The 25,107-nt window shown below is 37.4% G+C and carries 39 protein-coding genes and 1 tRNA gene; 37 read left to right on the plus strand and 3 right to left on the minus strand.

The features are described 5' to 3' along the window. Window positions 1-500 precede the first annotated feature (500 nt). The 5 genes from D5F11_RS11245 to D5F11_RS28105 all read left to right on the plus strand — a co-directional run bounded on the left by D5F11_RS11245 (window position 501) and on the right by D5F11_RS28105 (window position 3,219). Window positions 501-716, plus strand: a complete 216-nt coding sequence (locus tag D5F11_RS11245; RefSeq protein ID WP_120116504.1) for a hypothetical protein — start codon at window positions 501-503, stop codon at window positions 714-716. Window positions 717-1,135: 419 nt separating this feature from the next. Further along, on the plus strand, window positions 1,136-1,309 hold the full coding sequence (locus tag D5F11_RS11250; RefSeq protein ID WP_120116506.1) for a twin-arginine translocase TatA/TatE family subunit: 174 nt from the start codon (window positions 1,136-1,138) through the stop codon (window positions 1,307-1,309). A 57-nt stretch (window positions 1,310-1,366) separates the two neighbouring features. Then, window positions 1,367-1,714 carry a hypothetical protein gene (locus tag D5F11_RS11255; RefSeq protein ID WP_120116509.1) on the plus strand — a complete coding sequence of 116 codons (348 nt, stop codon included), beginning with the start codon at window positions 1,367-1,369 and terminating at the stop codon, window positions 1,712-1,714. A gap of 334 nt (window positions 1,715-2,048) precedes the next feature. Beyond that, a complete protein-coding gene (locus D5F11_RS11260; protein ID WP_120116511.1) occupies window positions 2,049-2,705 on the plus strand; it encodes a DedA family protein in 657 nt (218 codons plus the stop codon). 256 nt (window positions 2,706-2,961) lie between these two features. Beyond that, on the plus strand, window positions 2,962-3,219 hold the full coding sequence (locus D5F11_RS28105) for a DUF5063 domain-containing protein (RefSeq protein ID WP_120116513.1): 258 nt from the start codon (window positions 2,962-2,964) through the stop codon (window positions 3,217-3,219). Window positions 3,220-3,552: 333 nt separating this feature from the next. On the opposite strand, the gene D5F11_RS11270 is transcribed toward D5F11_RS28105, so the two are convergent. Further along, window positions 3,553-4,275, minus strand: a complete 723-nt coding sequence (locus D5F11_RS11270; RefSeq protein ID WP_120116515.1) for an alpha/beta hydrolase — start codon at window positions 4,273-4,275, stop codon at window positions 3,553-3,555. 199 nt (window positions 4,276-4,474) lie between these two features. Here D5F11_RS11270 and D5F11_RS11275 point away from each other — a divergent pair, with 199 nt between their 5' ends. The 3 genes from D5F11_RS11275 (at window position 4,475) to D5F11_RS11280 (ending at window position 6,092) form a co-directional block, all read left to right on the plus strand. Continuing rightward, the gene (locus tag D5F11_RS11275) at window positions 4,475-5,479 is read left to right on the plus strand and encodes a TAXI family TRAP transporter solute-binding subunit (protein ID WP_120116517.1); all 1,005 of its coding nucleotides are present in this window, start codon (window positions 4,475-4,477) and stop codon (window positions 5,477-5,479) included. Between the two features lie 146 nt (window positions 5,480-5,625). Further along, window positions 5,626-5,778 carry a hypothetical protein gene (locus D5F11_RS26345; protein ID WP_185830635.1) on the plus strand — a complete coding sequence of 51 codons (153 nt, stop codon included), beginning with the start codon at window positions 5,626-5,628 and terminating at the stop codon, window positions 5,776-5,778. Window positions 5,779-6,019: 241 nt separating this feature from the next. Further along, window positions 6,020-6,092: transfer RNA gene (locus tag D5F11_RS11280), tRNA-Val, on the plus strand. A 96-nt stretch (window positions 6,093-6,188) separates the two neighbouring features. Here the strand turns inward: D5F11_RS11280 and D5F11_RS11285 are convergent. After that, window positions 6,189-7,334 (minus strand): tyrosine-type recombinase/integrase, encoded by a 1,146-nt coding sequence (locus tag D5F11_RS11285; RefSeq protein WP_120116519.1) that lies wholly within the window; start codon window positions 7,332-7,334, stop codon window positions 6,189-6,191. A gap of 67 nt (window positions 7,335-7,401) precedes the next feature. Then, the gene (locus D5F11_RS11290) at window positions 7,402-8,043 is read right to left on the minus strand and encodes a LexA family protein (protein WP_120116522.1); all 642 of its coding nucleotides are present in this window, start codon (window positions 8,041-8,043) and stop codon (window positions 7,402-7,404) included. Between the two features lie 150 nt (window positions 8,044-8,193). On the opposite strand from D5F11_RS11290, the gene D5F11_RS11295 reads away from it, so the two are divergent. The 29 genes from D5F11_RS11295 (at window position 8,194) to D5F11_RS11440 (ending at window position 25,102) form a co-directional block, all read left to right on the plus strand. Then, a complete protein-coding gene (locus D5F11_RS11295) occupies window positions 8,194-8,433 on the plus strand; it encodes a helix-turn-helix transcriptional regulator (protein WP_120116525.1) in 240 nt (79 codons plus the stop codon). 233 nt (window positions 8,434-8,666) lie between these two features. Continuing rightward, complete coding sequence (locus D5F11_RS11305; protein ID WP_120116530.1) at window positions 8,667-8,867, plus strand: hypothetical protein; 201 nt, start codon at window positions 8,667-8,669, stop codon at window positions 8,865-8,867. Next, window positions 8,864-9,031: a hypothetical protein gene (locus D5F11_RS26350; RefSeq protein WP_185830636.1), complete on the plus strand. Its 168-nt coding sequence runs from the start codon at window positions 8,864-8,866 to the stop codon at window positions 9,029-9,031. The genes D5F11_RS11305 and D5F11_RS26350 overlap by 4 nt, the downstream gene beginning before the upstream one ends. A gap of 240 nt (window positions 9,032-9,271) precedes the next feature. Next, complete coding sequence (locus D5F11_RS28110) at window positions 9,272-9,535, plus strand: AbrB/MazE/SpoVT family DNA-binding domain-containing protein (protein ID WP_120116535.1); 264 nt, start codon at window positions 9,272-9,274, stop codon at window positions 9,533-9,535. Between the two features lie 250 nt (window positions 9,536-9,785). Further along, window positions 9,786-10,568: an ORF6C domain-containing protein gene (locus D5F11_RS11315; RefSeq protein ID WP_120116537.1), complete on the plus strand. Its 783-nt coding sequence runs from the start codon at window positions 9,786-9,788 to the stop codon at window positions 10,566-10,568. Between the two features lie 19 nt (window positions 10,569-10,587). Beyond that, window positions 10,588-11,235, plus strand: coding sequence for a hypothetical protein (locus tag D5F11_RS11320; RefSeq protein ID WP_120116539.1), 648 nt, complete (start codon window positions 10,588-10,590; stop codon window positions 11,233-11,235). 124 nt (window positions 11,236-11,359) lie between these two features. Then, a complete protein-coding gene (locus D5F11_RS11325) occupies window positions 11,360-12,094 on the plus strand; it encodes a conserved phage C-terminal domain-containing protein (RefSeq protein WP_120116558.1) in 735 nt (244 codons plus the stop codon). Further along, a complete protein-coding gene (locus tag D5F11_RS11330; protein ID WP_126646562.1) occupies window positions 12,039-12,878 on the plus strand; it encodes an ATP-binding protein in 840 nt (279 codons plus the stop codon). The genes D5F11_RS11325 and D5F11_RS11330 overlap by 56 nt, the downstream gene beginning before the upstream one ends. A 51-nt stretch (window positions 12,879-12,929) precedes the next feature. Continuing rightward, the gene (locus D5F11_RS11335; RefSeq protein ID WP_126646563.1) at window positions 12,930-13,124 is read left to right on the plus strand and encodes a hypothetical protein; all 195 of its coding nucleotides are present in this window, start codon (window positions 12,930-12,932) and stop codon (window positions 13,122-13,124) included. After that, the gene (locus D5F11_RS11340; RefSeq protein ID WP_120119112.1) at window positions 13,121-13,408 is read left to right on the plus strand and encodes a hypothetical protein; all 288 of its coding nucleotides are present in this window, start codon (window positions 13,121-13,123) and stop codon (window positions 13,406-13,408) included. The genes D5F11_RS11335 and D5F11_RS11340 overlap by 4 nt, the downstream gene beginning before the upstream one ends. Then, window positions 13,402-13,665 (plus strand): hypothetical protein, encoded by a 264-nt coding sequence (locus D5F11_RS11345; protein ID WP_120119111.1) that lies wholly within the window; start codon window positions 13,402-13,404, stop codon window positions 13,663-13,665. Before D5F11_RS11340 ends, D5F11_RS11345 begins: the two co-directional genes overlap by 7 nt. Window positions 13,666-13,743: 78 nt before the next feature. Next, a complete protein-coding gene (locus D5F11_RS11350; protein ID WP_120119110.1) occupies window positions 13,744-13,866 on the plus strand; it encodes a hypothetical protein in 123 nt (40 codons plus the stop codon). 475 nt (window positions 13,867-14,341) lie between these two features. Next, a complete protein-coding gene (locus D5F11_RS11360) occupies window positions 14,342-14,539 on the plus strand; it encodes an XtrA/YqaO family protein (protein WP_120119108.1) in 198 nt (65 codons plus the stop codon). Next, window positions 14,536-15,408: a DNA-processing protein DprA gene (locus D5F11_RS11365; RefSeq protein ID WP_120119107.1), complete on the plus strand. Its 873-nt coding sequence runs from the start codon at window positions 14,536-14,538 to the stop codon at window positions 15,406-15,408. Before D5F11_RS11360 ends, D5F11_RS11365 begins: the two co-directional genes overlap by 4 nt. A 1-nt stretch (window position 15,409) precedes the next feature. Continuing rightward, window positions 15,410-16,540: a phosphoribosyltransferase gene (locus D5F11_RS11370; RefSeq protein WP_185830637.1), complete on the plus strand. Its 1,131-nt coding sequence runs from the start codon at window positions 15,410-15,412 to the stop codon at window positions 16,538-16,540. A gap of 298 nt (window positions 16,541-16,838) precedes the next feature. Continuing rightward, complete coding sequence (locus tag D5F11_RS11375; RefSeq protein WP_245998179.1) at window positions 16,839-17,291, plus strand: helix-turn-helix domain-containing protein; 453 nt, start codon at window positions 16,839-16,841, stop codon at window positions 17,289-17,291. A gap of 176 nt (window positions 17,292-17,467) precedes the next feature. Further along, window positions 17,468-17,737, plus strand: a complete 270-nt coding sequence (locus D5F11_RS11380; RefSeq protein WP_120119105.1) for a hypothetical protein — start codon at window positions 17,468-17,470, stop codon at window positions 17,735-17,737. Between the two features lie 146 nt (window positions 17,738-17,883). Further along, window positions 17,884-18,135, plus strand: a complete 252-nt coding sequence (locus tag D5F11_RS11385; RefSeq protein WP_120119104.1) for a hypothetical protein — start codon at window positions 17,884-17,886, stop codon at window positions 18,133-18,135. Between the two features lie 210 nt (window positions 18,136-18,345). Beyond that, on the plus strand, window positions 18,346-19,047 hold the full coding sequence (locus tag D5F11_RS11390) for an Rv1352/Rv1906c domain-containing protein (RefSeq protein ID WP_120119103.1): 702 nt from the start codon (window positions 18,346-18,348) through the stop codon (window positions 19,045-19,047). Between the two features lie 25 nt (window positions 19,048-19,072). Next, entirely contained in the window at window positions 19,073-19,453 is a 381-nt protein-coding gene (locus D5F11_RS11395) for a hypothetical protein (protein ID WP_120119102.1), read from the plus strand. Continuing rightward, complete coding sequence (locus D5F11_RS28115) at window positions 19,428-19,805, plus strand: HNH endonuclease (RefSeq protein ID WP_120119101.1); 378 nt, start codon at window positions 19,428-19,430, stop codon at window positions 19,803-19,805. The genes D5F11_RS11395 and D5F11_RS28115 overlap by 26 nt, the downstream gene beginning before the upstream one ends. A gap of 123 nt (window positions 19,806-19,928) precedes the next feature. Next, window positions 19,929-20,426 carry a phage terminase small subunit P27 family gene (locus D5F11_RS11405; protein ID WP_120119100.1) on the plus strand — a complete coding sequence of 166 codons (498 nt, stop codon included), beginning with the start codon at window positions 19,929-19,931 and terminating at the stop codon, window positions 20,424-20,426. A 4-nt stretch (window positions 20,427-20,430) separates the two neighbouring features. Continuing rightward, window positions 20,431-20,709: a hypothetical protein gene (locus D5F11_RS11410; protein ID WP_120119099.1), complete on the plus strand. Its 279-nt coding sequence runs from the start codon at window positions 20,431-20,433 to the stop codon at window positions 20,707-20,709. 50 nt (window positions 20,710-20,759) lie between these two features. After that, window positions 20,760-20,999, plus strand: coding sequence for a hypothetical protein (locus D5F11_RS11415; RefSeq protein ID WP_120119098.1), 240 nt, complete (start codon window positions 20,760-20,762; stop codon window positions 20,997-20,999). After that, the gene (locus tag D5F11_RS11420) at window positions 20,993-21,247 is read left to right on the plus strand and encodes a hypothetical protein (RefSeq protein WP_120119097.1); all 255 of its coding nucleotides are present in this window, start codon (window positions 20,993-20,995) and stop codon (window positions 21,245-21,247) included. The genes D5F11_RS11415 and D5F11_RS11420 overlap by 7 nt, the downstream gene beginning before the upstream one ends. After that, entirely contained in the window at window positions 21,244-22,971 is a 1,728-nt protein-coding gene (locus tag D5F11_RS11425) for a terminase large subunit (RefSeq protein ID WP_120119096.1), read from the plus strand. Before D5F11_RS11420 ends, D5F11_RS11425 begins: the two co-directional genes overlap by 4 nt. Before the next feature lie 144 nt (window positions 22,972-23,115). Next, a complete protein-coding gene (locus D5F11_RS11430) occupies window positions 23,116-23,313 on the plus strand; it encodes a hypothetical protein (protein ID WP_120119095.1) in 198 nt (65 codons plus the stop codon). Between the two features lie 6 nt (window positions 23,314-23,319). Continuing rightward, complete coding sequence (locus tag D5F11_RS11435; protein WP_120119094.1) at window positions 23,320-24,567, plus strand: phage portal protein; 1,248 nt, start codon at window positions 23,320-23,322, stop codon at window positions 24,565-24,567. Then, complete coding sequence (locus D5F11_RS11440; RefSeq protein ID WP_120119093.1) at window positions 24,524-25,102, plus strand: HK97 family phage prohead protease; 579 nt, start codon at window positions 24,524-24,526, stop codon at window positions 25,100-25,102. Before D5F11_RS11435 ends, D5F11_RS11440 begins: the two co-directional genes overlap by 44 nt. The last annotated feature ends 5 nt before the right edge of the window (window positions 25,103-25,107 follow it).

The raw sequence follows: 25,107 nt of genomic DNA on the forward strand, positions 1-25,107 counted from the left end.
TCACTTAACATCGCCTTAATCAAGATAAGAGGGAGCGGACACATAAATGTGTATTAATCGAATCAATGATTTTATGTAAAGAGATCAATATCCATGACTTCCTTTTCAAGCTATTTCTTTTTCTTATTACTGCTAAAAGTAATGATAAGGGCAGTAGCCATAGCAACAAAAACAGCTATCCAAAGTGAGGTGTTCATGAAATCAACTCCCAATATTGATTTACAAACTAATACGTTACAGCTGATGAAAAGTTTCAAGATTTTAATGTTGAACTCTGAATATTTCGGCGGATGAGTGGGAGTGACGCAATGTGCAAGTCTCTAAAAAATGGGCAAGCTGCGCATCAAATAGAGCAGAAGTCAATAAAATGCAGGGGAAAAGTGAAAATCGGGTGTATAGCGGATCCCTCCTAGGTTCAGCGTTCGTGATAATACTTATATGACTATAGCTGGAAAGTTAACTTGATTCAGTAGAAGTCTCCCACTTCTATAAGTGGTGAGATGAATGCATATTGGTATTTCATTCAGTGGGGGTTCAAACCCCAGCTGAATAAAGTTAAAGCCTCCGGCGGATGCCACAGATTTTTAGAGGAAATTTATCGAGCGAAGCTCGATAAAATCTGGGCGCAAATACGCCAAGGCGCATTTGATTTTTATGGTCGATGGTGTGTTCAGCTCTGGAGTAGGGCTTTCTTTTATTTTGCCTTTATGATATGATAGATTAGAATGCTTAACGAATGAACTTGAAATATCATAGATGAAATAAATTTTTGGCGTTCTTTATTAAATTAATGAAGAACTTAATCACACTGGATCGACTTCGGAGTCGTAAGGATGTATGAGAGGTAGGGCATACATCGTTTAGGTTTTAAATAAAGGAATACTACCGCGGCAATTAGTCTTGAGATATACAGTAACAAGTTTTTAATATATTCGTGAAGTGTTAAAGTCATCATTGTATGGTGGCTTTTTTTGTCAGGAAACGAGGACATGCAGCTTAAAATATTTGGGGCAACGTTTATTTATTAGCAAAGTTGACCGTTATAACTATTTTCTCAATTATTCAAAAAATCTTCCTGCTTGCATAACAAATAATGGCTTCCCTATAATATAAATAACAAAGGAGCTGTTTGTTTATGAGACCAGGTATTGGTAGTATCATTATTATTGCTATTGTTGCTCTAATTGTTTTTGGCCCTAACAAATTACCCGAGCTAGGAAAGGCATTAGGCAGCAGTTTGAAAGAATTTAAAAAAGCAACCCAAGGTTTAGCGAATGAAGATGACACTGAAAAGAAGGATCTCTCTTAAAACTTGGTAAGTTTTTCTGCTGAGGTATGTTTTAGTCTTAAAAAGGAGGAGAAGGTAATGAAAAATAAATTACGTAATCTATTGTTATTGATCCTCCTTTCTATTTTGATTGTTGGCCAGTTTGAGAAATTAACTTTTAATAATAAGACTGACTTCAATGAAGTTACTGTTTCCTCTGTCGATCGTATACTTGATTTAGACGCCACCCATTTCACTACACATTCACATCTATCTATTAAAAATAAGAACAAGAACCAAGGACAAGATGACTCATATCTTCCTCTTCTCTTCATGTTTGTTCCAATAATTTCCTTTAGCCAATACCAACCGAATGAGTTTTCACATAAAACTAAAATGGCTGGTTTTTTCAGTGCGAGAAAGTACGAATCTAATTATCTCTCCTAGTATCATTCTTATCCAATATGTAAACAACTGTCCCTTTAATGATTTAAAGTTAGGGGTATTTTTGTAATGGATTTTTTTATAGAATAAAAAGGAGAATAGTTAAATGAAAAAGCTGGAGAAATCTTATTGGAGACAATCACTTGAATGTTATTTCTTTATCTTTATTTTACTATTATTATTTTTTAGCATTATGATTATTTGTGCAAAATTCATTGGAGGGGGACTCGATATTCTAAAATACTTCGAGATATCGCATGAATGATCGGAGCCGAGTGATGCTATATGTTCAATATTTAAGTTGTTCATTAAATAATATTAAACTAGGAGTACATCTATGGGAATAATCATGTATTTAGTTGATTTTATTATAAATATTGATAAGCACCTAATCGATATTATTCAGATATTTGATTTATGGTCTTATGCAATATTATTTTTAATTATTTTTGTTGAGACAGGGATGGTTATTTTTCCATTCTTACCAGGAGATTCTTTACTTTTTGCCAGCGGTGCTTTTGCGGCCGCAGGCGCTTTTAATATAGTCCTTCTCATTTTTGTGTTTTTTACAGCGGCTGTTTTGGGAGATACTGTTAATTATCATATTGGTAAGATGTGTGGCAGGTCTATCTCTCCAGAAAGCTTGATAGGAAGGGTCATTAATAAAGATAAATTGGAAAAAGCAGAGCTGTTCTTTAATAAACATGGTGGGAAAACTATTGTGATTGCTCGCTTTATTCCGTTCATTCGGACTTTCGCACCATTTGTTGCAGGGGCAAGCCGTATGAATTACCGATATTTTATTGCTTATAATATTGGGGGAGCAGCTATATGGGTGCTAGTGTGCACGATTGCAGGCTATTTATTTGGTAACTTGCCAATAGTTCAAAAGAATTTTTCAGCTTTTCTTTTAGGAATTATCTTCGTGTCACTATTACCAGCATTGATTGGCTACTTAAAAAGTAAATTTAATCAATTGAAAAGTACTCACTAATGTTGTTGTGGAATCTGAGCCCGTTTTTAAAAAGGCATTTGATTGGAAAATGGAAAGTTGAATTGGTAACACTTAATTCTGAGAGAAAAAAACGAAAAATAAAACAGTAAACATCTTGAATTCGGCTATTCACTATTGCAATAAATTTAAAAAAACTAGTTATTTTTCTAATGGACTTATATTCCAAGGCCCTGTTTCTTCCCGATGTTGAACCAGAAAATGCAGGTTATATGAATTTAATGATACTCTTCCTCAAATTTACTTCGAACAATACGAGTATTACTGGGAGATCTTTAACCCATACAACTTGGAAGCACCTGTGTGCACCAGCTTAACGGATGACGTCTTAGATATGTATAAAGATGTTAAAAAAGGAATCTTTTTGTTTGAACGAAAAAAGCAAAAAGAAGCGTTCTGGAATTGGAAGTTTCATTTCAAAACACACTGGGGTGGTCATGCTGTTGATGCCATACGTGCATTACATTCAGCCAATTTAACCCCTTATCTTAAATAACTAACTCTGAAAACAATAAGGATGGGATGATCCGAGAAATGGATTTCTATGATGTTTCTATCGCTCGCTCAATGGAGCGGTCTATTACATGGTCAGATGAATGAACAGGTTCATGTACGGGGATATCAGAGGAAATGTCTATTGATTGAGTTTGAAGCAATGGCCGAAGGTAAATATGCAGATTAAAACAAGCCCGGCCAGAGCGCCGGGCTTTATTATTTATACGACCCACATTTTATTTGTAAGTCGCAATTACGTGCTTTTTTGATGCAATATCTCGAAAATGAGATAAAGGTCTTTAAGGTGTTATATTAAATAAAATATCGGAATGACCTAGCGGGGGAACATCATTGACAATGCACGTTTAACGTCTGGCTGCCAGGATTTCCACGAATGTCCGCCATCAAATTCTTCATAAAAGGAATCAAATCCTTTTTCCTCAAATGCTTGCTGAAGCTCACGGTTTGGCGTCAAGAAGTCTTCCACACGCTCCGGCGAAAAATTGATTTCATTTTCATCCTTACCGATTACATGATAAACATCCAATAGATCAGGCATTTTATGAGAACGGACAGCAGCTAGTACTTTGTCATTCACATAAGGCGAATGTAAAACCACTTTCCCAAAGGTATGCGGGTATTCAAGAGCTGTCATTAAGGAAACAGTTGCAGCAAGGCTGTCCCCCATCAGAGATCTGCATTTTCCAACACCGCTGGTAGGATATTGCTTTTCCAGCCATGGAACAAGCTCATGTGCCAAAAATCTTATGTATGATTCATTCTTTTCCCCATCTGGATGATACTTTTTCCGCCGGTCTTTCACATTTTTGTAGGGGATGCCGACAATGACCAGATTTTCAATTTTTTCCTCGGCGATAAGTTCATCTGCAAACCTCGTTAGTCTGCCCATCTGAAAATAATCTTTTCCGTCTTGAACAATCAATAGAGGGTATTTGTACAGGGGTGAATAGCCTGCAGGCAAATAAATTAATAAGCTTATCGTCTCATCCAGTTCTTGACTTGTGAATTCCATTTCTGTAATAGTTCCTTGGCGCATCCCGATGCCGTCCTCCTCTGAATAGGTTGTGTGGTTTTATTGTATCATACCAACTATTCCAGAGGTTAAAAACCAGGTTTGTATTCTTTTAATAGGGAAAGGATAGAGAGAGTGATATGGCAAGTGTTTAAAGCTTATAAAAATGTTTGGCAGAACCTAATCATATTTGGAGCGTATCAAAAAGAAGGAGGCTTTTTAAATGACTAGAAAATCTCTTGCTGAAATCGCATTAGTGTTAGTGCTCACATTAGTGCTGGCAGCTTGCGGTGGAGGAAACGATAAAGGCAAGGACAAAGCAGGAGAAGGTGAAAAGGGAGAGGATTATGGTGTGAAGGTCATTAGAATAGCTACAGGGGGTACGGGCGGTACATATTATCCACTTGGAGGAGACTTTGCCAATTTCATTAAGAAGGCTACAGGGATTGAGACCAATGCTATCACTTCCAGTGCATCTACAGAAAATATGGAACTGATCAAAAAGGGAAAAGCAGAAATTGCCTTTACACAAATGGACATTGCTACATATGCAATTGAAGGAACTAAAATGTTTAAAGAAAAAGTGGACAACATCGAAGGAATGGGTGTGCTGTATCCAGAAGCAATCCAGCTTGTCACAACAGAAAAATCCGGAATTCACTCTGTGGCCGACTTAAAAGGAAAAAACGTTTCCGTAGGGGAATCCGAATCAGGAACACTTGCCAATGCGGAGCAAATTCTTGAAATGTATGGCATGTCTCTTGACGATGTAAAAGCCAGTGACTTATCTTTTGACGATTCTATGGCTGGAATGCAGGACGGTACAATTGATGCTGCTTTTATAACTGCAACAACACCTACAGGTGCAGTAGAAGGTTTGGCCGCAACAGACAAAGTCACCATTGTCCCAATTGATCATGATAAGATCGCTGCTTTGATTAAAAAATATCCTTATTATTCTAAGGAAACAATCAAAAAAGGAACATATGATGCAAAAAATGACATTCATACGGTAGCGGTCCAGGCCATGCTTGTTGTTAATTCGGATTTATCAGATGATCTTGTCTACGAAATGACAAAAGCTATTTACGAGAATACAGATAAAATCGGTCATGAAAAAGGGAAGCAAATCAGTGCTAAACATGCATTGGATAGAATGACCATCGAACTTCACCCAGGCGCCAAAAAATACTTTGATGAAAAAGGTATTTCAGCAGAGACGAAGTAACGTAAACGAACGCAGTGAATGAGACCGATCGGTCTTTTGTGACTGTAGCAATATTTAGAGTTCACGTTCATACTAAAAACAAAGGAAGATGTAAACTTCATTCAGTAGAAGTCTCCCACTTCAGTAAGTGGTGAGATGAATGCCTATTGGTATTCCATTCAGTGGGGGGCAAACCCCGGCTGAATAAAGTCAAAGTCTCCGGCGGATACCATAGATTTTCAGAGGAAATTTATCGAGCGAAGCTCGATAAAATCTGGGCGCAAACACGCCAAGGCGCATTTGATTTGGCTGAAAGCTAAAAAAGAGGTCGCCTCCTTGACCAGTTGGCGGCCTTTCTAATAATAAAAAACTTTTTTAAGAATACTAGTTGACTTTTAGNCACGCCAAGGCGCATTTGATTTGGCTGAAAGCTAAAAAAGAGGTCGCCTCCTTGACCAGTTGGCGGCCTTTCTAATAATAAAAAACTTTTTTAAGAATACTAGTTGACTTTTAGTGTTAAACGTTATATATTATTAATTGTCGAATTGATTATTACATATTGATTCCGTAGCTCAGCTGGGAGAGCGCCACCTTGACAGGGTGGAGGTCGCTGGTTCGAACCCAGTCGGAATCATCGTTTCAAAACCTTGATATGACGCTGTTTCCTCTGCAAAAGGAACGGCGTCTTTTTCTGCAAAAATGCTTGCCTGTGACCAAAGTGTGACCAATTCTAAAATAATTGATCGAATACATTACTTGCCTCCTCGTCATCTTTCTCTGTCACATGAGAGTAAATGTTCAAGGTTGTTTTTATATTTTTGTGTCCGAGTCTTTTTTGCACAACCTTCATATTTACTCCCTCGCTCAAAATTAATGAAGCTGAAGAGTGCCGCAAATCATGGAATCGAATCCTTTTTATTTTATCATTATGTCGGATCATAAACCTATTCCAAAATTGCGTTACAGAATCCGGCCTAAATGGGATGCCGCATTCATCCGAAAACAGCAGCATAACTTTCTTGCTGTCTCTACCTTTAAATCCTTTCCATTGAGTTCCCATTTCCATTTTCAAATTTAATTTCCTGACATAGGATTTATGGATTTCTTTCATCAACACTTCAGGGATGGTCACAGTTCTTTCTTCTTCTGTTTTCGTTTCTTTTAAAACATGCCCCTTCTCTTTGGTGTATTGCAATGACCTTTTGATATGGATTTTTCTGTTCGGAAAGTCCAGTACGTCATCGGCAAGTGCTAATATCTCCCCGCGCCTTAATCCAGCGGTCACAGCTAGCTTAATAATTAACTGTTGATATGGCAGTAGTTCTTTTGCCAATTTAAAAAGTAGTTCGATTTCCTCTTTGTCGTAAAAATCTACTTTCTTCTTCTTTGCTTTTGGGCGATCAACTCCCTCTATAGGGTTTGCTTTGTCGTCTATAATCCTCCATTTAACCGCGTACTTGAAAAGGGATTGCAAAAGGTTGTATTTCTTTTCTAAAGACCCTCTGCCAGCTTTTCTTTCCTTTGTAAAATACTGTACAATATGAAAAGTGGAGATGTCTTTCATTCTTTTCCCCTTGAAGTAGGGCTTCATGTATTTCAGGACATTGTTGTATTTTTCAAGAGTAGATGCAGACAGTTCAGTTTCTGCATAATTGCTTTTCCATCTTTCAAGAAAATCTGAAAAGGTCGGATTCTCATCTTCCAAGTGTTGGCTGTCTAGGACTTCCATTTCAAATTCTTGGAGTAATTTCTTAACTTGCCTGGGTCCTGTGGCTTGCACGGTTTTTGTTTTCCTTTTTCTTTTCCCTTCAGCATCATATCCAAGTTCCACATAAAGACGGTATCTTCCTTTTGATACTTCTTTAAAAGAAGCCATTTTTAATCCCCTTTCTAAAAAGTAGGCGGGTGATCAGCCCGCCGTGATTAAAATGTAGCGCTAAACTTCAATCTAATTCCACTAAATACATAACTACTTTTCCGTGAATTTTTAATTCGGCATTGTCCGTTGTTGTTTCATAATCAGAAAACATATCATCGGTTGAATCTGGTCTAAAGATAATTTTGTTTTCACGTTGATGAAACCTTTTAACAGCATAATCTCCGCCGTCACTATAGACAACTATGTCGCCGTTTTTTATTTCCTCTAATGGTATAGGATTAACACCGATCAACGAACCGTGAGGAATTACTTTATTCATGCTGTCGCCGTTTACTCTCATCATAAATATATCTGATCGTCCGGCCCATTTGCCCATGATATTGTCCTGTATGCTGATTGTTTCTAGTTCACCTTCTTGTATGCCGTCCACACAAAGTGGGAGACCAGCTGATATACCGACCGGGTAGTAGCGATATTTGGATGAAATCTTAAAATCCTCTTTTGCTTCCTTCCACCCCATCAGATAGGCTGGATCCACCTTCAGAAACTCCGCTAGTTTAGAAATTGTGTCAAGTTTTAAGTTTTTAATATTTCCGCTTTCATACCTTTGTGCGGTCGCTTCCGTAACCCCTAGTGCATTTGCTACTTCCAATAGTGTTTTGTTTCTCTCTTCCCGTGCTTTTTTTATTCTTTTTCCTATATTCACCGTTATCACCTCCTATACTTATAATACTCCTAACTTACGCGAAAGGCAAGTTTACTTAACAAAAAAGCCTATTGAACTTACGTAAAATGGTTGTCTTTTGTATTTTTGTTTGATAGTATAAACTTACGAATTACGAAAGGTGGTGTCGAAATGGAGTATCAAATTAACGTAAACCTCTTAAAATCTAAAATCGCATTAAAAGGTTTTAACAGAAATGAACTGGCTTATGAATTGGGCATTTCACCAACATCCGTTACTAATCTAACGAAAGGAAGGCACAATCCGTCTTACGAGCTTATGAATAAGTTATATGAGGTGCTTGAACTGACACCTGATGAAGCAACAGAAATTTTTTTTAGTTCTAACTTACGTAAAACGAAAGTTTCTTGACGGACAACCATCACAAGGGGGAGGTGCATTTGTTTGAGACGCGTAAGAGGTGCAAAAGCTCTATCAAATTATCTCAAATCTATTAATTGTGATATGTCAGAGGCAACGATCTACAGGTTAATGCGAACCAAAAGCATACCTTTCAGACGTCCGAGTCCAGGCATACTTATCTTTGACTTGGACGCTATAGATCAGTGGTTATCTAGTGATAGTGAAAAGGAGGCCATCCAAAAATGCTAGTTTCAGCGAGAGATTATCAGCTTGTTCTGGAACTAATAGTTGCACTTGAGCGATTGGTTGAGATTGTGGAGCATCGAGCTCTTTGTCAAATTATATCCGATTTGTTTGGAAGTTATCTCGCCTTTTACCAATTCATGTCCGATTTGCTTGGAGTGGAATTTTTGTGGGAAAGAAAGGAGGTCATCCAAAAATGACTGAAAACAAAACCGGATTGCAACTTAGCGTGGATGGCGTTGACGAGTTTACCAGTAAAGTTGAACACGCTCTTGAACTATTAAAAGAGGCAAGCGCCATATTAAATGACGCTTCCAATAATACAAAATTTGAGATAGTCGTTAAAACTTTAGATCAAAAGTAGTTCCACAGTATTTACATTTGGGGTCAGTGCTTTTAACTTTAATCTTTTTATCACATGTGGGGCATGTGATATCAATTCCGTTTTTTCTAGCATGATCTTTAATACTTTTGGAAATGGCTTTGTTGAGATTCTTACCAAAGTTTTTAGAGATATCTATCTTAACACCCATATTTATACACCTCCCTTCCACAATCATTCTATCAAATCGGGAGGAAAAATTTACTAGAGAGGAAGAGTTAAATGAAAGCAATTGGAATTGTTCGCCGCATCGACGATCTAGGCAGGGTCGTTATTCCAAAAGAAATCAGAAAGACAATGAAATGGGGCACCGGTACACCGGTTGAATTCTTTGTTGATGGTGAGTCTATTGTTTTGAAAAAATACCATACTGCTGAGGAAGAGAAAAACCTCATTGAGTTGCTAAAAGAGTTGGAGGCAAACACTCAAGATAATGTGGTCCGGTCTGTTGTAGGTAAAACCATTCAATTTATTGAAGGAGCGTGAGGAAAGTGTTTTTGTCGATTATAGTCATTGTTCTGTGGTTGGCCGTCGGCATAATCTGGTCGTTTAATGAAGACGGGATACCTAAATTTGCTTTTTGGTTAGCCATTATATCGATAGTTTTTAATCATCTAGCTGACATTCTCAAGGAGTTGAACTAAATGTACATCGGTCCAGTAGCTTTGATTTTTTTAGTCTTATTTTGTCTGTGCTTAGGTAGCTATTTTTCAGCAATATTGAAGGAGGATGAAGAGTGAACGATTTAACAATCAATGGCACTACAGGCGTGTGTGGAATTACAGTTCCCAATATTGCGGGTGGTTTTGGTGAAGGTAAGAAATCAATGTTGGTTCAACACATTGCAGAAATTCATGAAAAGGAAATGAAGTTTGTTAATCAGGCTATAAACAATAACCGCAATAGATTTAAAGATGGGGTGGATGTAATCGATTTGAAAGGATCCGCTTTCGAGGTTGATTTGGTCAACCACGGAATTTTAAATCAAAATGCCATCAACAGATCAAATAATATTTACGTTCTTTCTGAACGCGGTTATGCAAAGTTAATAAAGATATTTGATGATGATCTCTCTTGGGACAAGTACGATGAATTGTTAGACGGTTATTTTGGAATGAGGGAAGAGAAACCAAAAACCCATCTTGAAGTGCTGCAGTCAACAATTGGACAAATGGTAAAACATGAGCAGCGAATTGAAGTGGTTGAAGGGCGTGTCGATTCATTGGAAGACAACATGCGAATCAACGGTGCTCAGGAACAAAAAATTAACAGCAAAGGCAGAGGTAAGGTTGTTGAATGTCTTGGAGGAAAAAAATCAAAAGCATACCAGAATATTAGCAAAAAAGTCTTCTCTCAATTTTGGAAAGAGTTCCAACGTCACTTTGAGATTCCTAGATACGGAGAGTTGCCAAAGGTCCGGTATCAAGAAGCGCTTCAATTCATTGATGAATGGTCGCCGGATACAAGCACCCGCCTTGAAATAAAAAATTTGAATGAACAGCAGCAATTCCAACTTTAAGAAATGGATGGTGAGCGTAATGCCTAAATTAATAGCGATTGATGGGATTAAGAAAGAAAAGCCGGATTATCATTCAATGTATTTAAAAGCATTAAATGGTTTGTGTGAAAGATCTTTAAAGGGGAAGGAACAATTCCAAGACATTGATTTGGATACCCGGAAAAAGTTGATCTGGCTAAGTGTAAAGTTGATTATCTCAGATAAGTCGAAGGATAAGAGTTACGAATCTTTAGTTTCAGATTTTCAGTTTATGTCAAGTGTTAAATCGCTAATGGGTACTTTGACACCAAAAGAATTTCAGACCATTTTTCCAATCGATAAAGAATATGACGGGGAAAAATACGAGATGAAGGATTATTTTTACACGAAAGATTTTATCAATAAATTTGGCGAGGACAAGGTTATTGGTGATGAGATTACAGAATTTCTTTGGGAATATCAAAACTGGTCAATTTGTTTTTTTGTGGTTGAAACAACGTGTATTATGAGCGCGATTCGTCGTGCAGAAGGCCAAAAAGGGCTTGCGGAAGAGTTCTTCGAAAAACAAGATGTTACTACTTATACAGTGTCAAAGGAAAACGGGAAATTGTATTTGACAAATAATGACACCGGAGAAGTAGAGAAAATAAAAAAGCCCATTCCAAGATACATGAAAGTTGTCAAATAAAAAACTCACTAGCTAAGCGGCAACTTAGATAATGAGCAGCAGGGTAACACCCTAAAAATAAAGTCATTTGTATTATATCACAATGTCAAAAGGTTTTTCATTGAGGTGAAATGAATTGACAGTAATGAGAAATAAAAAAAGGATGAATCCATTTGTTCAAATCGATAAGACGATGCTATCAGACGAAAAAATATCCTGGAAAGCCAAAGGAATACTTTCTTATCTGTTAAGCAAACCTGACGGATGGATTACTTATATAACGGACATTGAAAAACGATCTGCAGACGGCAGGGATTCCGTTAGATCAGGAATAAAGGAACTTGCAGATGCGGGTTACATAATCCGGAAAAGGATTAGGGATAAGGGACAGTTTAAGGGATGGGAGTACGAAGTTTATGAGACCCCCGATGTCGGAAAAACCGAAAACGGAAAAGCCGATGTCGGGAAATCCGATTTCGGTAAAACCGACGTCGGAGAATCCAACACTAGTAATAATGATAGTAGTAATAATGATTTAAGTAATAAAGAAGATAGTAATAATGATAATAATATACCCTATGTCGAGATAGTAACCTATCTCAACCAAGCGGCTTCAAAAAAATACCGTCATACAACACCGAAAACAAAATCGATTATCAAGGCTCGCTGGAATGAGGGCTTTAGGCTGGATGATTTTAAAGCTGTAATAGATATCAAATGTAAAGAATGGCTGTCGGATGAAAAAATGAATAAATTCCTTCGACCTGAAACATTGTTCGGAACGAAGTTCGAATCCTACCTAAACCAAAAAGGCGGTGCAACAAGTGGAAAAGCTAACGATTCCGGGAACATTGCAGAAGAATATAACATACCATTCTGATGTGTGTGATCGTCACACTTACATCAAGGCAGGCCAAGAGGTTGTTAAGCCTATTCAAAAGATGGTGATCGATGGTGTACTGGTTTGCCCTCGTTGTGAATTGGAGCAAGGTGACCGCGAACTACAGGAAGCAACACAAAAGGAATACGATGAATTCTTAAAGCAAAAGAAATACAACACTTTTTATAATCGTAGCATATTGGCGGACAATACAATTTTAGCAGCTACCTTGGAAAATTATCATACTGAGCACCAAGAGGAACGAAAGAATAAACAAACAGTTGTAGAGTCAATATCCCGTCTTAGAAATGGCCAAGTATTTAATTTGATCCTTCAAGGTAATCAAGGTGCTGGAAAAAGTCACTTAGCTTACGCGGCTTTACGTGAATTAAATGAAAGTGGATTAGATGTATCATGTCTATTCGTAAATGTGGAAAGCATGATGCGGTTAATCAAAGACTCATTTAATAATAAAGAGAGCAGATATACAGAGAATTATTTTGTGGAATTGATGTCTGAGGCTGATTATCTTGCACTGGATGATATTGGAGCGGAAACCGGCGCGATCGGAACAGACAAAATTGCTACAGATTTTGTTCAAAGGGTTCTATATGCTATTACAACCACCAGACAGGATAAATCAACTCTAATAACTACAAACCTATCCAGCGAAACTCTATTCAGGATGTACGATAAAAAATTAGTATCACGGCTGTTTAGAAATCCTAAGTTTGTTGTATTCAAGGAAACCAAGGATAAGCGGATGAATAATATTCCCTTTTAAAATAGTGAACGGATGGTGATCAAGATGTGTGAAAAGTGTAAAGGTACAGGGATGGTAGTTGAGTTAGCTGAAAGTGGTGTGTTAGAAGGTGAAATTTGCTATTGTGATTCTTCAAAGAAAATAAGGGAACTACGTGAAAAGTGGTCAAAGGCCAAAACGTTAGGCGAAAAGATAAAAATAGAGCTTCAAATGGCTGTGGAAAGAATCGAAAATAAAAAGCAATTAGAAGCGAGGGAAGAACTATGACTAATTCAGGTAAAGAATTAAAAAGTATCGCGCTTGTTTTTTGCGAATATCTAGGTATTCCCCCGCTACAAACAAACGATGTAAGAGAATGGTGGATCCACGCTTTAGGATATTTGGATAAAGCAACTATTGATTATCTATATGAGAACTTTGTTGATGCTCCATGTTGGCAAGTGAAAATGATGAAAGATGATTTGCAGGCCAGAAAGATGGAATTGAAGATGTGTCAGATCCATGACTCCAGTCGTGAAGGTACAGGAGAGGAGGAGCGTGTACTATGCTAAATAAACCAAGTGAATTGTTATTCAAAGAATTTTATCGAATGGCAAAGGAGCTTTGTAGTTCTTTAGGAGTTACTATTCATTCCGAAATGACCAGTTCCGAGATGTTCCGGGCTGCTTGTGAGAGGATGGCAACCGAAAAGCTTTCCAAAGTACTTACGTGTTTCGAAGAAGATGATAATTGTTTGTTTAAAAAAATGCAGGAGATTATTTTCAAGGAGCTACAGAGTAGAGGAATAAATCCCCTTTCAGGAACGTGAAAATTCGGAAAGCCCACTGTTATAAATAGCAGTGGGCATAGGGCATAAGCTCGAAGATTAAGCGAAGGAGTGAGAAGCTTGGAAAATATTTGTCCTATCTGTGGTGAAAGCGAAATGAAGCATTGGAACCAAGGAATTTATGAATGCGAAGATTGTGGAGCAATGGTTCCGGATTATGTTTTACAAGATATGTATGAGTGAAAGAAGTGATCCCATGTAACAAATCAATCAAGACCTACGGGGTGGATGATGCTATTAATCAAGAATGATTCATAAAAAGGCTTATGAATTACATTGGAATGTAGCCCTTAGAAAAGTAAATGTATATTACAACGGGGATGAAACTGAAGATCATCAACAAATTGGCTAGTGCCACTGATCTATTTTCTGCCAAGTAACCAAAGTAAAAACCGATTGGACTAAGAATTAATGTTAATATTCCTGTCCCCACCTGGATGTTAAACACTAAATAAGGAAGCCAAGAAGCGATTCCAACAATCAAGATTACAATAGATATCCAATAAAAGAACTTAGTTTTCTTATTTATTGAGGCTTCGCTCAATTTTTTCACCCCTTCCAATATTAGAAGAAGAACAAAAATAAACAAAAAGCCAGGATTTCCTCCCGGCTAAATACATATGCAAATTGATTATACCATATCTGGGAGGTATCTTTGATGAGATTACAAGATATTGAATTGACTGGTACAAATAGACTGGAATTAGATATAATGAAAATACCGTTAAGTTGTGTAATTGTAATATCTGATGGAAAAGCTAAGATAAGAGAACTACCATCATATGGAGAATATAAAATTGTAACTTATCAAGGGAAAGTGAAGCGGATGAGAAGGGAAGAAGGTGAGGAATTTTGAGTAGTAATGTGAATAGGAATATGTTACTATTATTGAAACAATTTGGGTTTTCAGATAATACCTTAGACGCTATATATAACCAAGAGGAATCAATATTAGAAGTTATTTATGATGAAAATCATATCTTTCACAATAAATATTTTGATATTTACACTGAAAAAGAAAAAGAATTGGCTAATAACTTGAACTTGCTTTTAGAGTTCGAAAAAAAATTTATCGATAAAATGAATGACTACAAAAAAATGGGAATTAAAATTTTTTTCAAATATAGTGATGACTTTCCAAAACATATTTTCCCGGTGGGAAAAGAACCTTTATTTCTGTACAGTTATGGAAATACAGAATTACTTGAACAAAGATATAAAAAAGCAGCCATTATTGGGACAAGGAAATCAACAATTATGGGTGAAACCAAGACTAAAGAATATGTTAAGGAATACGTAAAAAAGGGTTGGGTAACTATTAGTGGGTTGGCTAAAGGCATCGACACCGTTGTACATAAAGAAACCCTAAATTATGGTGGATTAACTATAGCGATACTACCTACTTCTTTTGAAAAAATTTATCCTGCGCAAAATAAAGGTTTATTTCAAAAGATTATAGAAAAAGGTGGATTGGCGCTTACAACCATAGGGCCTTTTGAAAATACATATAAATCTAGCTTTTTGGATAGAAATATAATAGTAGCAAAAATGAGCGATGAAATTTTGATTATTGAAGCATCTATTAAAAGCGGTACATTAAACACTGTTCGTAATGGTTTTTATCTTGGAAAACCGATTTATTATAACAAAGAATTACTTTCTGAAGAAGTAATCAAATATATAGCAGAGTATAATGCTGTCGAATATCAAGCCAGAGGTGAATAGTATGCCATTTTACATAGTGCTGTCCAGAAATGTTTTCTTTACCGAAGATGATGAAATACGTCCAGAAACCCTAGAATTAATAGAACGTGTAAAAGGTACAGATATATTTATTGCGATAATGTCTAGAAAACTAGGGACTTATAAGGGTTTAGTAGATCAACTACTTGGGGATGGTCACCAAGTAATGTTTACTGATCGAAATAATTGGTATAAAGATCAAGGCGTTAATCGTAAACAGATTCTATTTGTTGGTGCGGTTAAACAAGATATGTGGATAGCTGCAAATAATAAAGCTTTATTAATTAACCCATTGTGGTTAGACAATGTCGAGGATGAAATTGAAGAATACGGATTTGCGTTAGAAAGTCCAAGTCAATTGATTGAATGTATAGAAATTCTCACTCTCGAGCCAGTAGCATTTGTGAATGAAAAAATTTCTCCTAAAAGTAAGTTGATAGCGATTTCTAACGCTAATAAGTATTATAAACTAACTCCAAAAAACAACGAAATGATTTATAAATATACAGGCATATTGAAATACAATAAAGACCTTCATTTATACGCACTGTATTTTCATTATTTGACATTAATCATTAATAATGATGATTTTGACAACATTGACTATTGGATGACATTTCCTTCATCTAGTGGAAAAAATGAGAATGCAATATACTCAATAGCCAAAAACACAAGGTATTTATTTAAAAATCGATATAAAGATGAAATATTAATACGTCATACTCCTGCACAAAAATCTACTTCAATTGATTCAGCAAAGAGAATAGAGCAGGGAGCAGGTCGACACTTTAACACGTTAAATTTAAACCCTAATTATAAAGGGAAACTATCGGGGAAAAGAATTGTTGTTTTAGATGACTTTGTAACTAATGGCTCATCTTTTGAATCAGCTAGAAATTTATTAGAAGAACAAGGTGTTAAGGAAATAATATTTTTGGCAATTGGTACCTTTAAAAAACTATATCAATATGAAGTCTATGAACTTCAAGGGAATGTATTTCAAGAAGGATATAGTTATGAATGCAGGAAGGCAAAATTTTTAAATTTTAACTATGATGATAGTGCCCTTGCTGTTACGGAAAAAATTTACGACATACTAAATAGTCATAAGTAATGTTGGTGTAACTTACAGTTATACAATTAAGAGAGAGAAAATGTCCACCCAGCCCACTGGAGGACACTGAATGACGCAAAAGCGTTGTTTGGTGTCCTTTTTTATTGGCTAAAAAGAACTGACGAATCTTGAAAGAGCAATTGAAGGATTGGAAACGTAACTATTGAGAGCACGTAGCAAGTCATAGAAACGCCGTGTAGAGGTTTTAACAGATTCAGATATAAATAGTTCAATCAATCGCCCTGTGTATGCAAAGGGGAAGGGCATAGCATACAGGCAAATATAAGGAGGGGTCGGAGTGAAGAGAAACGAAATTGAGCAAATATTAAAGGACTATCACTGGATGATCAACAGCATCAAGGTTATGCGAGAGTCATTGAAGGATCCCGGGGAAGGACTGACGGCTCAATATGGCGTTGAATCATCTTTGCCCAAGCCAAAGGGAATGACTAGCGATCCAGTGCATAGAGAAGTCATAAGACGAGGAAAAAGGGTGAAAAAAATACGGGAGTTCGAAGAAAAGATATTGGAATTCCAAGGATTGTTCCATAAAGTTCATGATGAAAGGGAATGTGAAGTTCTTTACTGGCTCCTAGAAGGGAAAAGCTATCGGTGGATTGGGTATCATATGGGGCTGTCAGCCTCTCACATTCAAAGGTTAAGAAATAACATAATCGATCATATGTCTGATACAAATGTTACAAATGGTACAAAGGATACGGATTTGAAAAATGAAAAATGTGCATGTTAGACTGGGAGGAAGATCAGCGCGGCGTTATTCCGTGGCTGTTCCTCTATTATGTATCTGTCGGTGCTGTCCCCTGGAAAAGGATGGCGCTTTTTTTATTTGCAAGTTTTTGTCGAACGAATGCAGTAGGTAAATAGTCCTTTTTGGCGAAATGAGTAGTCAAAAGGGAGGGAATCTACTTGTCTAAGTCAAAATTAGAAATGCTGGTAGATGATCAACAATTTGGAGTAGGGAACAAAAGCGTCGACACAGGAATTATGATTAATGATCATAACGATGCCGTTGATTATTTGATTCTTGAGTTTAATGACCGCTTCGAAGTTTACCTGAATCTTTACGACGAAAACGAGCCGCCCTACAGAAATATACTGACATCCGGAAAATCAAGAAGTTTAGAAGTTGCAAAGAAAATTGCTGTAAGAAAGTTAAACAAGTTAGCTTATAGTTAGTTTTCGGGTAAATAGTTGCAGGAAAATATCTCCTTTTGTCGAATTAGTGAGCAAAGGGGATGAAAGCGTGGAAATATGTAGATACTGTAATACTCGTATGATGCAACAAGATACAGATCCTCTACCGGGAGGACACTCTACATTATTTGTTTGTGTTGATGACAATTGCAAAGCAGTTTATGAAAGATGGTATGACAAAAACAACAAAAGAACACCTGAACGAGATCGATGGTTCAACCCAAAAACAAAAGACTTCGAATGATTATGAGCACCCACTGCGGTGCTTTTTCTTAGTCCCAAAACAACATAAATATGACGAAGCTAAAGGAAAAGAAAGCAAAAAAAGGAAAGCGACGTTCTCCGGGCAAGAAGAAACGTCGCAAATGAAAGGGGAGTAAGGGAGCTAAAAACTCCCTTCTCCAACTGTAGTATACCATGTTGACGTAAAAACCATGAAAAAAATGATTGGTTTAATCTAGTATTCCTATTTTTATTCATTGTGCACTTAACAACGTACTTTTTCTAATACTTTAAAACAGTACAGATGTAGCGCCAACTTAACTTAATTGGTAAGATATCCCTATACATATGTGTAGGGGGTTAATGTCTTGAAACGTATTATTATGTTCATATTAGTGTCTATAATTCTAGTCGGGTGTTCAATTGAAAGGGAATCACCCGAAGAAAGAGAAAAACTGAAAGCGAAAGAGCAAGAGACAATTGAGCAAACAGATGGCCTTGAGGAAGGCTATGAAGTCGAAGAAGTGATAGAGTTAACTGCTCAAGAGCAAATGCTTGAAGATATAACAGATTTATTTGCAGATGATTTAGCTTTTGATACTGGATCATATGTTAAAGGAGATATACCAAAAGGAGAGTACGCATTTGTTACTTTCGAAGGTAGCGGACAATATTATTCTGAAAAAGATGCAGGTGGGAATATTATTGATAATGAAAACTTTGATAGTTTCGGATACGTAGAAGTACATGAAGCAGGAAACATTGAAACTAGTGGGGTATTAGTGAAAGTAGATGCATTGGATGAACTAGAGGTATCTGGAGCGAAAGAGCTTTATGAAACACTAAATAACACGGAAGAGTATATGGACTCAGGTTGGTATAAAGTAGGTGTGGATATAGATCCTGGTGAATATGTCATTGAAAGTTTTGGGGACGGATATGTCGCTGTTATGACTGGACCTGTTGGAAACAATGAGATTATAAATAACGAAAATTTTAATGGGAGATACTCTGTGAATGTACAAGAAGGTCAATACTTAGTAATTTCAAGAGGAACAATTTCTAATTAAAGTTAGACATAAAGAACAGGAGCTGATGAAGATTAATCTAATTCAATGTGAATCTTGTAAAGGTTTGATCTCTAGTGCAGCTGTTAACATCCATGACAAACAAATTAAACCTGGCATTCAAGCAAGAGTATGGGATTGTAACCATTGTAAGCATGAGCATTTCATTATGGTGATGGACAAGACATCTAGGCGTATGATGCAGGAGAACAAGAAAGACAGACAGAAGATCGGAAACATTAACAAGAGAGCACAGATGCTTAAGGGAGAGAATCAATTGACCGAGGAACAAGCTATGAAGAACCTATCCCAGGTTGAAAAGATTCAAGCCCGTATAGATAAACGCACAAAGGAACTCGATGAACATAGTCAGAGGTTAGCGAATGAATATCAAGAAGCGTTGCGGTAAGGTTGGTTGCAATGCACTGATTGATATAACAGAAACATATTGCAGAAAACATACCAACCATAATCATAAGCAGTACGAGAGGATAAGGACATTAACAGAAGAAGGTCGAGCCTACAAAAGATTTTATAGTACAAAGGAATGGAAGTCGTTACGCTATCAAGCTTTCTTGCGTGACGGCTTTTGTTGTGTCCAATGTGGCCGAGAAGCAGAGGTCGGAGATCACATCATACCGACTAAAGTGAGATGGGATTTAAGGCTGGATATAGACAATGTGCAATCGATGTGCTTTGAATGCCATAACAAAAAGACAGCAGAGGATGAGCAGAAGTATGGCATATGCCCCCCCACCTAAAATAACCCTTGGGGGAACTGCTGCCGGAAAGACGGTGCGCACCTTTCTCTCCGAAAAATGCGATTATGAAAGGTCAAAATTGGTCGGAACCTAATAATTGGTAAAAATAGGAGGTGAGCAGGTATGAGAGGGAAGCCTTCTCGAAGATTACACTCTAAAGACGACTTAAAAAAACATAAAAAGGGCAAGGATCACGTTGCCAAGGAAATTGCCAGGCAAGATACTTTGAACGATTACGATCAATTGCAAGTTAAGCCCATTCCGAGCCACTTATGCTATTACGGCAAACAAGAATGGAAAAGGATTATTCCCTTGCTGCAGCAACTTCCAATAGCAGAACTGGATAGGCAAATGATTGAATCGTATTGTCAGCTGCATGGATTCAAAAGGCGATTGCAAAAGGATATACAGGAATTTGGGGAAGTAACTAATTTTTATGATGAGGACGGTAATCTTACCAATAGAAGGATTAATCCCTCATACAATGCTTACCTTTCAACAGTGAAAGAAATACGGATGATAGCAAACCAGTTGGGTATGACAATTAACAGCAGGCTTGAATTGGCGATACCGGACGGGGAAAAAGAAGAGGATGAGATTTTAAAGTTGTTGAAGGGGTGATTTTGTGGCTAGGTTTATAGCGAAACAACCAAATGGATTGTATCTTCGATTTAGTACAATTGTTGATTGTCCAACTCACATAAACATGACGAAAGAGGATTATTTAAACAATGTCACTGGAACCGTTAGAAATAGGGATGAAGGTGAGATCATTTTAAATCAACATCTACAACCATTTTCAGAAGTGATTGAACGATTTGTACCAAATAATATGACTGAAAGTGAATTCAAAGATTTATTACAAGAAACAAAAGATATAAATGCGAAATATAGAACAACCTGAAGACACTCACTTAGAGTGTCTTTTTATTACACGAATAGGGGTGGGATAACTTGTCTGTAGAAGAATCGAATAAGGTTATGGAAATATTAGCGAGAGCAACACGAGAGTTTGATGTTTTAAATGCAACTGCTAGAGTGATGGGTAAACAAACTGCAGAGAGCGGAGAGCAGCTGCATAAATTAGGCAGAGGGCTGGTTGAGCAAGCTCACAAAGCAATTGACCTAGGTTTTACACCCAACGAACAACAAAAGATGTGTAGGATGCTAAAAGGAGACGAAATCCGATGTTGATTGTAAGATTAAAAGGTGTTTTTAATAGCGAGGTACACGATAGGGTTAGAGAAAACATTAAACAGCAAATTTCAGAAGGATTAATTGTCCATGATGATGCAATTGAAATTACTTTTGCAGATGATATGTGCCTAGAATGTGGCAGTATTGAATATGAAGAAGTGAAAATGTCCAATCAAAAAGGCAATGCACTCGAACACATTTTAAATTGCGTAAACTGTGGACATCAAAGGAATCTCTTGAAATGAATTTCAACGATCCGGGAACGCAATATGCTCGAAAGGTTGTCAACGGAGAAATCTTAGCAGGAAAAAAGGTTATACAAGCGTGCCAGCGTCATTTAAACGACTTAGAAAAAGATAACTTTGACTATATATACATTCCTAAACGTGCTGAAATTGCGGTCAAGTTTATGGAGATTCTTCCGGATATTTCAACCGGAAAGCCAGTTAAACTTGCTCAGTTTCAGCTTTTTATTGTCTATTCATTATTTGGTTGGTACCGGAAAGACAATACTGATTTACGCAGGTTCAACAAAGCATTAATAAGTATGGCCCGAAAGAATGGGAAGTCTGCTCTGATCAGTAGCATTGCAATATTTGAATTCTTGGGAGGTAAATTCCCGATTCAAAACAGGCAGATTTATTGTACAGCGCAATCTAGGGAACAAGCGTCAATTGTTTTCGATATGGTTGTACAGCGTTTAGACGGGTTACTTTCAAAGTCAGAGGCTATCCGAGAATCAGTACACAAGGTACGCAATGAAATTAAACATGTTCCGTCTTATAGTGTTTTAAAGCCGTTATCCAAAGAAACTGGAAATATCAACGGATTGGCTCCAACACTCTCAATTTTGGATGAATATGGAGCAAGTAAAGATAACAGCATGATGGAAGTGCTTGAGTCTGGATCCATGCTACAGCCCAACATGCTGACTCTGATTATTTCTACAGCATATTTTGATTTAAACAGCCCAATGTACACGCAGGAATACCAATACGGCCGGAAAATCCTCAACGGGGATACTGATAACGAGAACTATTTTGTTCTGGTATATGAACAGGATGATGAAAAAGAAATCTACAACGAGGAAATGTGGATTAAAAGTAACCCGTTGATGGAAGTTGAAGCGATCAAGGACACGCTTATTCGTAATTTAAGGAAACGGGTAAGTGAATCAATTGCTAAAAATGACTTACTTGGTCTGATCGTAAAGAACTTCAACATGTGGAAGCAGGGAGCAGAAAACTCCTTCCTGCCAGCAAAAGAATGGCAAGCGTGCGAAACAGACCCAATTAATATTTATGGTCGTGACGTCTTTTTAGGGCTAGATTTATCGCGAACAGATGATATTACGGCTCTATACCACATAGTACCGTTGGAAAAGGAAAGGTTTTATGTAGATGGGCATTCCTTCATTGGTACTGTTGGTGGATTAGAGGCAAAGTCCAAGAGAGATAAAATCGACTATCAAATGCTAATAGATCACGGTTATGCTACGGCAACCAATTTAAAGAGCGGTTTTATCAATATAACCCAGGTTGTCCATCATGCAGCAAGATTAATAATGGACAACAATCTCAATGTAATAGCGTTTTGCTATGACCCTTGGAGCATTTCAAACTTTTTAAGTGAATGGGAAAAGGAGTATCCAGATTTAGATATTCCGTTCATCGAAGTACCACAAAACTTTAAATTTCTATCGGAGCCGATTAAACAATTCCGGTTTGGTGTTTATGAAAGGAAAATACTCCACAGCAATAATCCGTTATTGAATATCGCGATTAATAACGCAGTCGTTAAATACGACAATAATGCGAATGTCATATTGGACAAGCAAAAAAACAGGGAAAAGATTGACCCAATTGTCGCTACAATTACTGGATTTTCTGAAGCCCGGAATTATGAATATCGTGGTATGGACATCAAACAAATCGAAGAATACATCCTTAGCAATGATTTTGGATTTTAAGGAGTGATTAGTTGTGAGTAAAGCACCTAAGCAAAATGCGCGATGCCTTGAATGCGAATGGGAGCTAAAAGGAACCCACAGGTGGTTAGATGGCATTAAATGTCCTGAATGCAACGGGATTGTACTTACTGAGGTGGTGAAAAAATGAATATTAACAAAGTAACAGACGCGCTAAAAGGAGTGGGTCTTTTTTTATTGGCGAATTTAACAGGAATTCTATTTTTAGCGGGAGTTGCTGTCATTGTATATGGATTCTTTCAATTTGGAACCAAAACCGGGATTTTTGCGTTGGGGATAGCAGCTGTACTCATATCTCTCATTCTAGCCCGAGAAAGGGGGTGAGGGTGATTGCGGATCTTCTATCAATCCGAGACACGCGAATATACGCAGGAAGAAGCAGGGTTATTAATTAGTATGCTACCAGGCTTTACTGGTACTGCATCAAATTTCACTTCTGCCAAAGCAATTGAAAATAGTGATGTATTTACTGTTATTAACTTGTTAGCTAGTGATGTGGCGTCACTTGATATTGACATGACTCAAAATGACATAGTTCAGTCAAACGAAACTGCGAATTTGTTCAACGTCAATCCTAACGGGCTGTATTCAGGTGGAACGCTAAAATTCATTATTACGGCAAACGCCTTGTTAAACGGCGAGTCTTTTTGTGAAGTCATTCGAAACAAAAAGGAGAAAATTATTGCATTTTACCATCTAAGAAATTCTCAAGTTGCTATCAAACGAGATGCTGAAACTAATTACAGGCTAGTTTATGACGTTTCAGATGATAAAGGGAAGATCAGACGGAAGCAACCAAGAGACATCCTCCACTTTAAGTTTTTTACCCTTGATGGCATACGCGGCGTAAGTCCGTTAAGGTCACTTAAAGATGATCTATCCATGCAGCGGGACAGTAAAAGGTTCTTGGCCAACTTCTTTAAAAATGATACCCAAACAGGCGGCATCTTAAAGATGAAGCGCGGGATGTTGTCGAAAGAGGCTAGGGACAAAATCAAAAAGGAATGGCAAGAATCAAATGCTGGCGTGGATAATGCTCACAAGGTGTTGGTTATCGATGAAACCTTTGAATATGAGCCTATAGAAGTGGATACAGAGGTTTTGAAATTGATTAACGCCAGCACCTTTTCTACCGAAACCATTGGTAAAGTGTACCGAATTCCACGCCATAAATTGGGGTTGGAAACATCAAATATGTCACTTGAACAAGCCAATCTGGATTATCTGACTTCCACGCTCAACAGTTATTTGAAAGTGATAACGAATGAATTGAACTATAAGTTGGCAACTGATCGCAACAGTAAATACCAATTTGATACTTCACCGTTTAAAACAACCGATGTAGAGACTCACACGAAGCTCACGCTTGATAAGTGGGACAAAGGAATCATCAGTTTGGATGAAACCAGAAAGCGATTGGGTGAACAACCCAGGAATGATGACTTTGGCAAAAAGCACATTGTCAGCTTGAACTATACCACTTTGGACAAACTCGAAGAATATCAAATGGCAAAAGCTAAGGGAGGTGATAAACATGGACAAGACGGAAACAAGGGAGCTGGTGACCAGCAAGATTGAAATCCGGGAAGATGATGACGGCAATCGCACTTTGTCCGGTTATGCCGTTAAGTGGGAGAAAAAATCACACGTTATGGGCTACTATCGGAAATTCCGAGAACAATTTAAAAAAGGTGCTTTCGCTGATTCTCTTGGAAAAGAAGATCAGCGTTTTTTATGGTCTCACGATACAGGCAAGGTACTAGGAAGGACTAAAAATGGCACCTTGCGACTGGAAGAAGATTCAACAGGTTTGCGTTTTGAACTTGATTTACCCAAAACAACGCTCGGAAATGACACCTATGAATCTATCAAGCGCGGTGACGTGGATGGTGTAAGTTTTGGATTCCAAAAGATTTCAGATGAAATCGAGGAACCTGACGACGATCTAATGTTGCGGACAGTTACGAAAGCTAAATTGCTGGAAGTATCTGCAGTTGCTTTCCCAGCTTATCCGGATAGCGAAGTGAGCGCACGTGGATATGACCCGATGAAGCATTTTGTCGAGGAACAGGAAGAGTTAAGAGCAAAACTTTATGTATTAAATAATGTTTAGGAGAT

The organism is Siminovitchia terrae, from assembly GCF_003605405.2.
Classification (GTDB): domain Bacteria; phylum Bacillota; class Bacilli; order Bacillales; family Bacillaceae_C; genus Siminovitchia; species Siminovitchia terrae.

What these genes read in the sequence shown, in the direction of transcription:
- D5F11_RS11245 (WP_120116504.1), top strand. Translation starts at nt 501, where the DNA reads ATGAATGCATATTGGTATTTCATTCAGTGGGGGTTCAAACCCCAGCTG.
- D5F11_RS11250 (WP_120116506.1), top strand. Translation starts at nt 1,136, where the DNA reads ATGAGACCAGGTATTGGTAGTATCATTATTATTGCTATTGTTGCTCTA.
- D5F11_RS11255 (WP_120116509.1), top strand. Translation starts at nt 1,367, where the DNA reads ATGAAAAATAAATTACGTAATCTATTGTTATTGATCCTCCTTTCTATT.
- D5F11_RS11260 (WP_120116511.1), top strand. Translation starts at nt 2,049, where the DNA reads ATGGGAATAATCATGTATTTAGTTGATTTTATTATAAATATTGATAAG.
- D5F11_RS11270 (WP_120116515.1), bottom strand. Translation starts at nt 4,275, where the DNA reads ATGCGCCAAGGAACTATTACAGAAATGGAATTCACAAGTCAAGAACTG.
- D5F11_RS11275 (WP_120116517.1), top strand. Translation starts at nt 4,475, where the DNA reads ATGACTAGAAAATCTCTTGCTGAAATCGCATTAGTGTTAGTGCTCACA.
- D5F11_RS11285 (WP_120116519.1), bottom strand. Translation starts at nt 7,334, where the DNA reads ATGGCTTCTTTTAAAGAAGTATCAAAAGGAAGATACCGTCTTTATGTG.
- D5F11_RS11295 (WP_120116525.1), top strand. Translation starts at nt 8,194, where the DNA reads ATGGAGTATCAAATTAACGTAAACCTCTTAAAATCTAAAATCGCATTA.
- D5F11_RS11305 (WP_120116530.1), top strand. Translation starts at nt 8,667, where the DNA reads ATGCTAGTTTCAGCGAGAGATTATCAGCTTGTTCTGGAACTAATAGTT.
- D5F11_RS26350 (WP_185830636.1), top strand. Translation starts at nt 8,864, where the DNA reads ATGACTGAAAACAAAACCGGATTGCAACTTAGCGTGGATGGCGTTGAC.
- D5F11_RS28110 (WP_120116535.1), top strand. Translation starts at nt 9,272, where the DNA reads ATGAAAGCAATTGGAATTGTTCGCCGCATCGACGATCTAGGCAGGGTC.
- D5F11_RS11320 (WP_120116539.1), top strand. Translation starts at nt 10,588, where the DNA reads ATGCCTAAATTAATAGCGATTGATGGGATTAAGAAAGAAAAGCCGGAT.
- D5F11_RS11325 (WP_120116558.1), top strand. Translation starts at nt 11,360, where the DNA reads ATGAGAAATAAAAAAAGGATGAATCCATTTGTTCAAATCGATAAGACG.
- D5F11_RS11335 (WP_126646563.1), top strand. Translation starts at nt 12,930, where the DNA reads ATGGTAGTTGAGTTAGCTGAAAGTGGTGTGTTAGAAGGTGAAATTTGC.
- D5F11_RS11340 (WP_120119112.1), top strand. Translation starts at nt 13,121, where the DNA reads ATGACTAATTCAGGTAAAGAATTAAAAAGTATCGCGCTTGTTTTTTGC.
- D5F11_RS11345 (WP_120119111.1), top strand. Translation starts at nt 13,402, where the DNA reads ATGCTAAATAAACCAAGTGAATTGTTATTCAAAGAATTTTATCGAATG.
- D5F11_RS11360 (WP_120119108.1), top strand. Translation starts at nt 14,342, where the DNA reads ATGAGATTACAAGATATTGAATTGACTGGTACAAATAGACTGGAATTA.
- D5F11_RS11370 (WP_185830637.1), top strand. Translation starts at nt 15,410, where the DNA reads ATGCCATTTTACATAGTGCTGTCCAGAAATGTTTTCTTTACCGAAGAT.
- D5F11_RS11395 (WP_120119102.1), top strand. Translation starts at nt 19,073, where the DNA reads ATGAAGATTAATCTAATTCAATGTGAATCTTGTAAAGGTTTGATCTCT.
- D5F11_RS28115 (WP_120119101.1), top strand. Translation starts at nt 19,428, where the DNA reads ATGAATATCAAGAAGCGTTGCGGTAAGGTTGGTTGCAATGCACTGATT.
- D5F11_RS11405 (WP_120119100.1), top strand. Translation starts at nt 19,929, where the DNA reads ATGAGAGGGAAGCCTTCTCGAAGATTACACTCTAAAGACGACTTAAAA.
- D5F11_RS11420 (WP_120119097.1), top strand. Translation starts at nt 20,993, where the DNA reads ATGTTGATTGTAAGATTAAAAGGTGTTTTTAATAGCGAGGTACACGAT.
- D5F11_RS11425 (WP_120119096.1), top strand. Translation starts at nt 21,244, where the DNA reads ATGAATTTCAACGATCCGGGAACGCAATATGCTCGAAAGGTTGTCAAC.
- D5F11_RS11430 (WP_120119095.1), top strand. Translation starts at nt 23,116, where the DNA reads ATGAATATTAACAAAGTAACAGACGCGCTAAAAGGAGTGGGTCTTTTT.
- D5F11_RS11440 (WP_120119093.1), top strand. Translation starts at nt 24,524, where the DNA reads ATGGACAAGACGGAAACAAGGGAGCTGGTGACCAGCAAGATTGAAATC.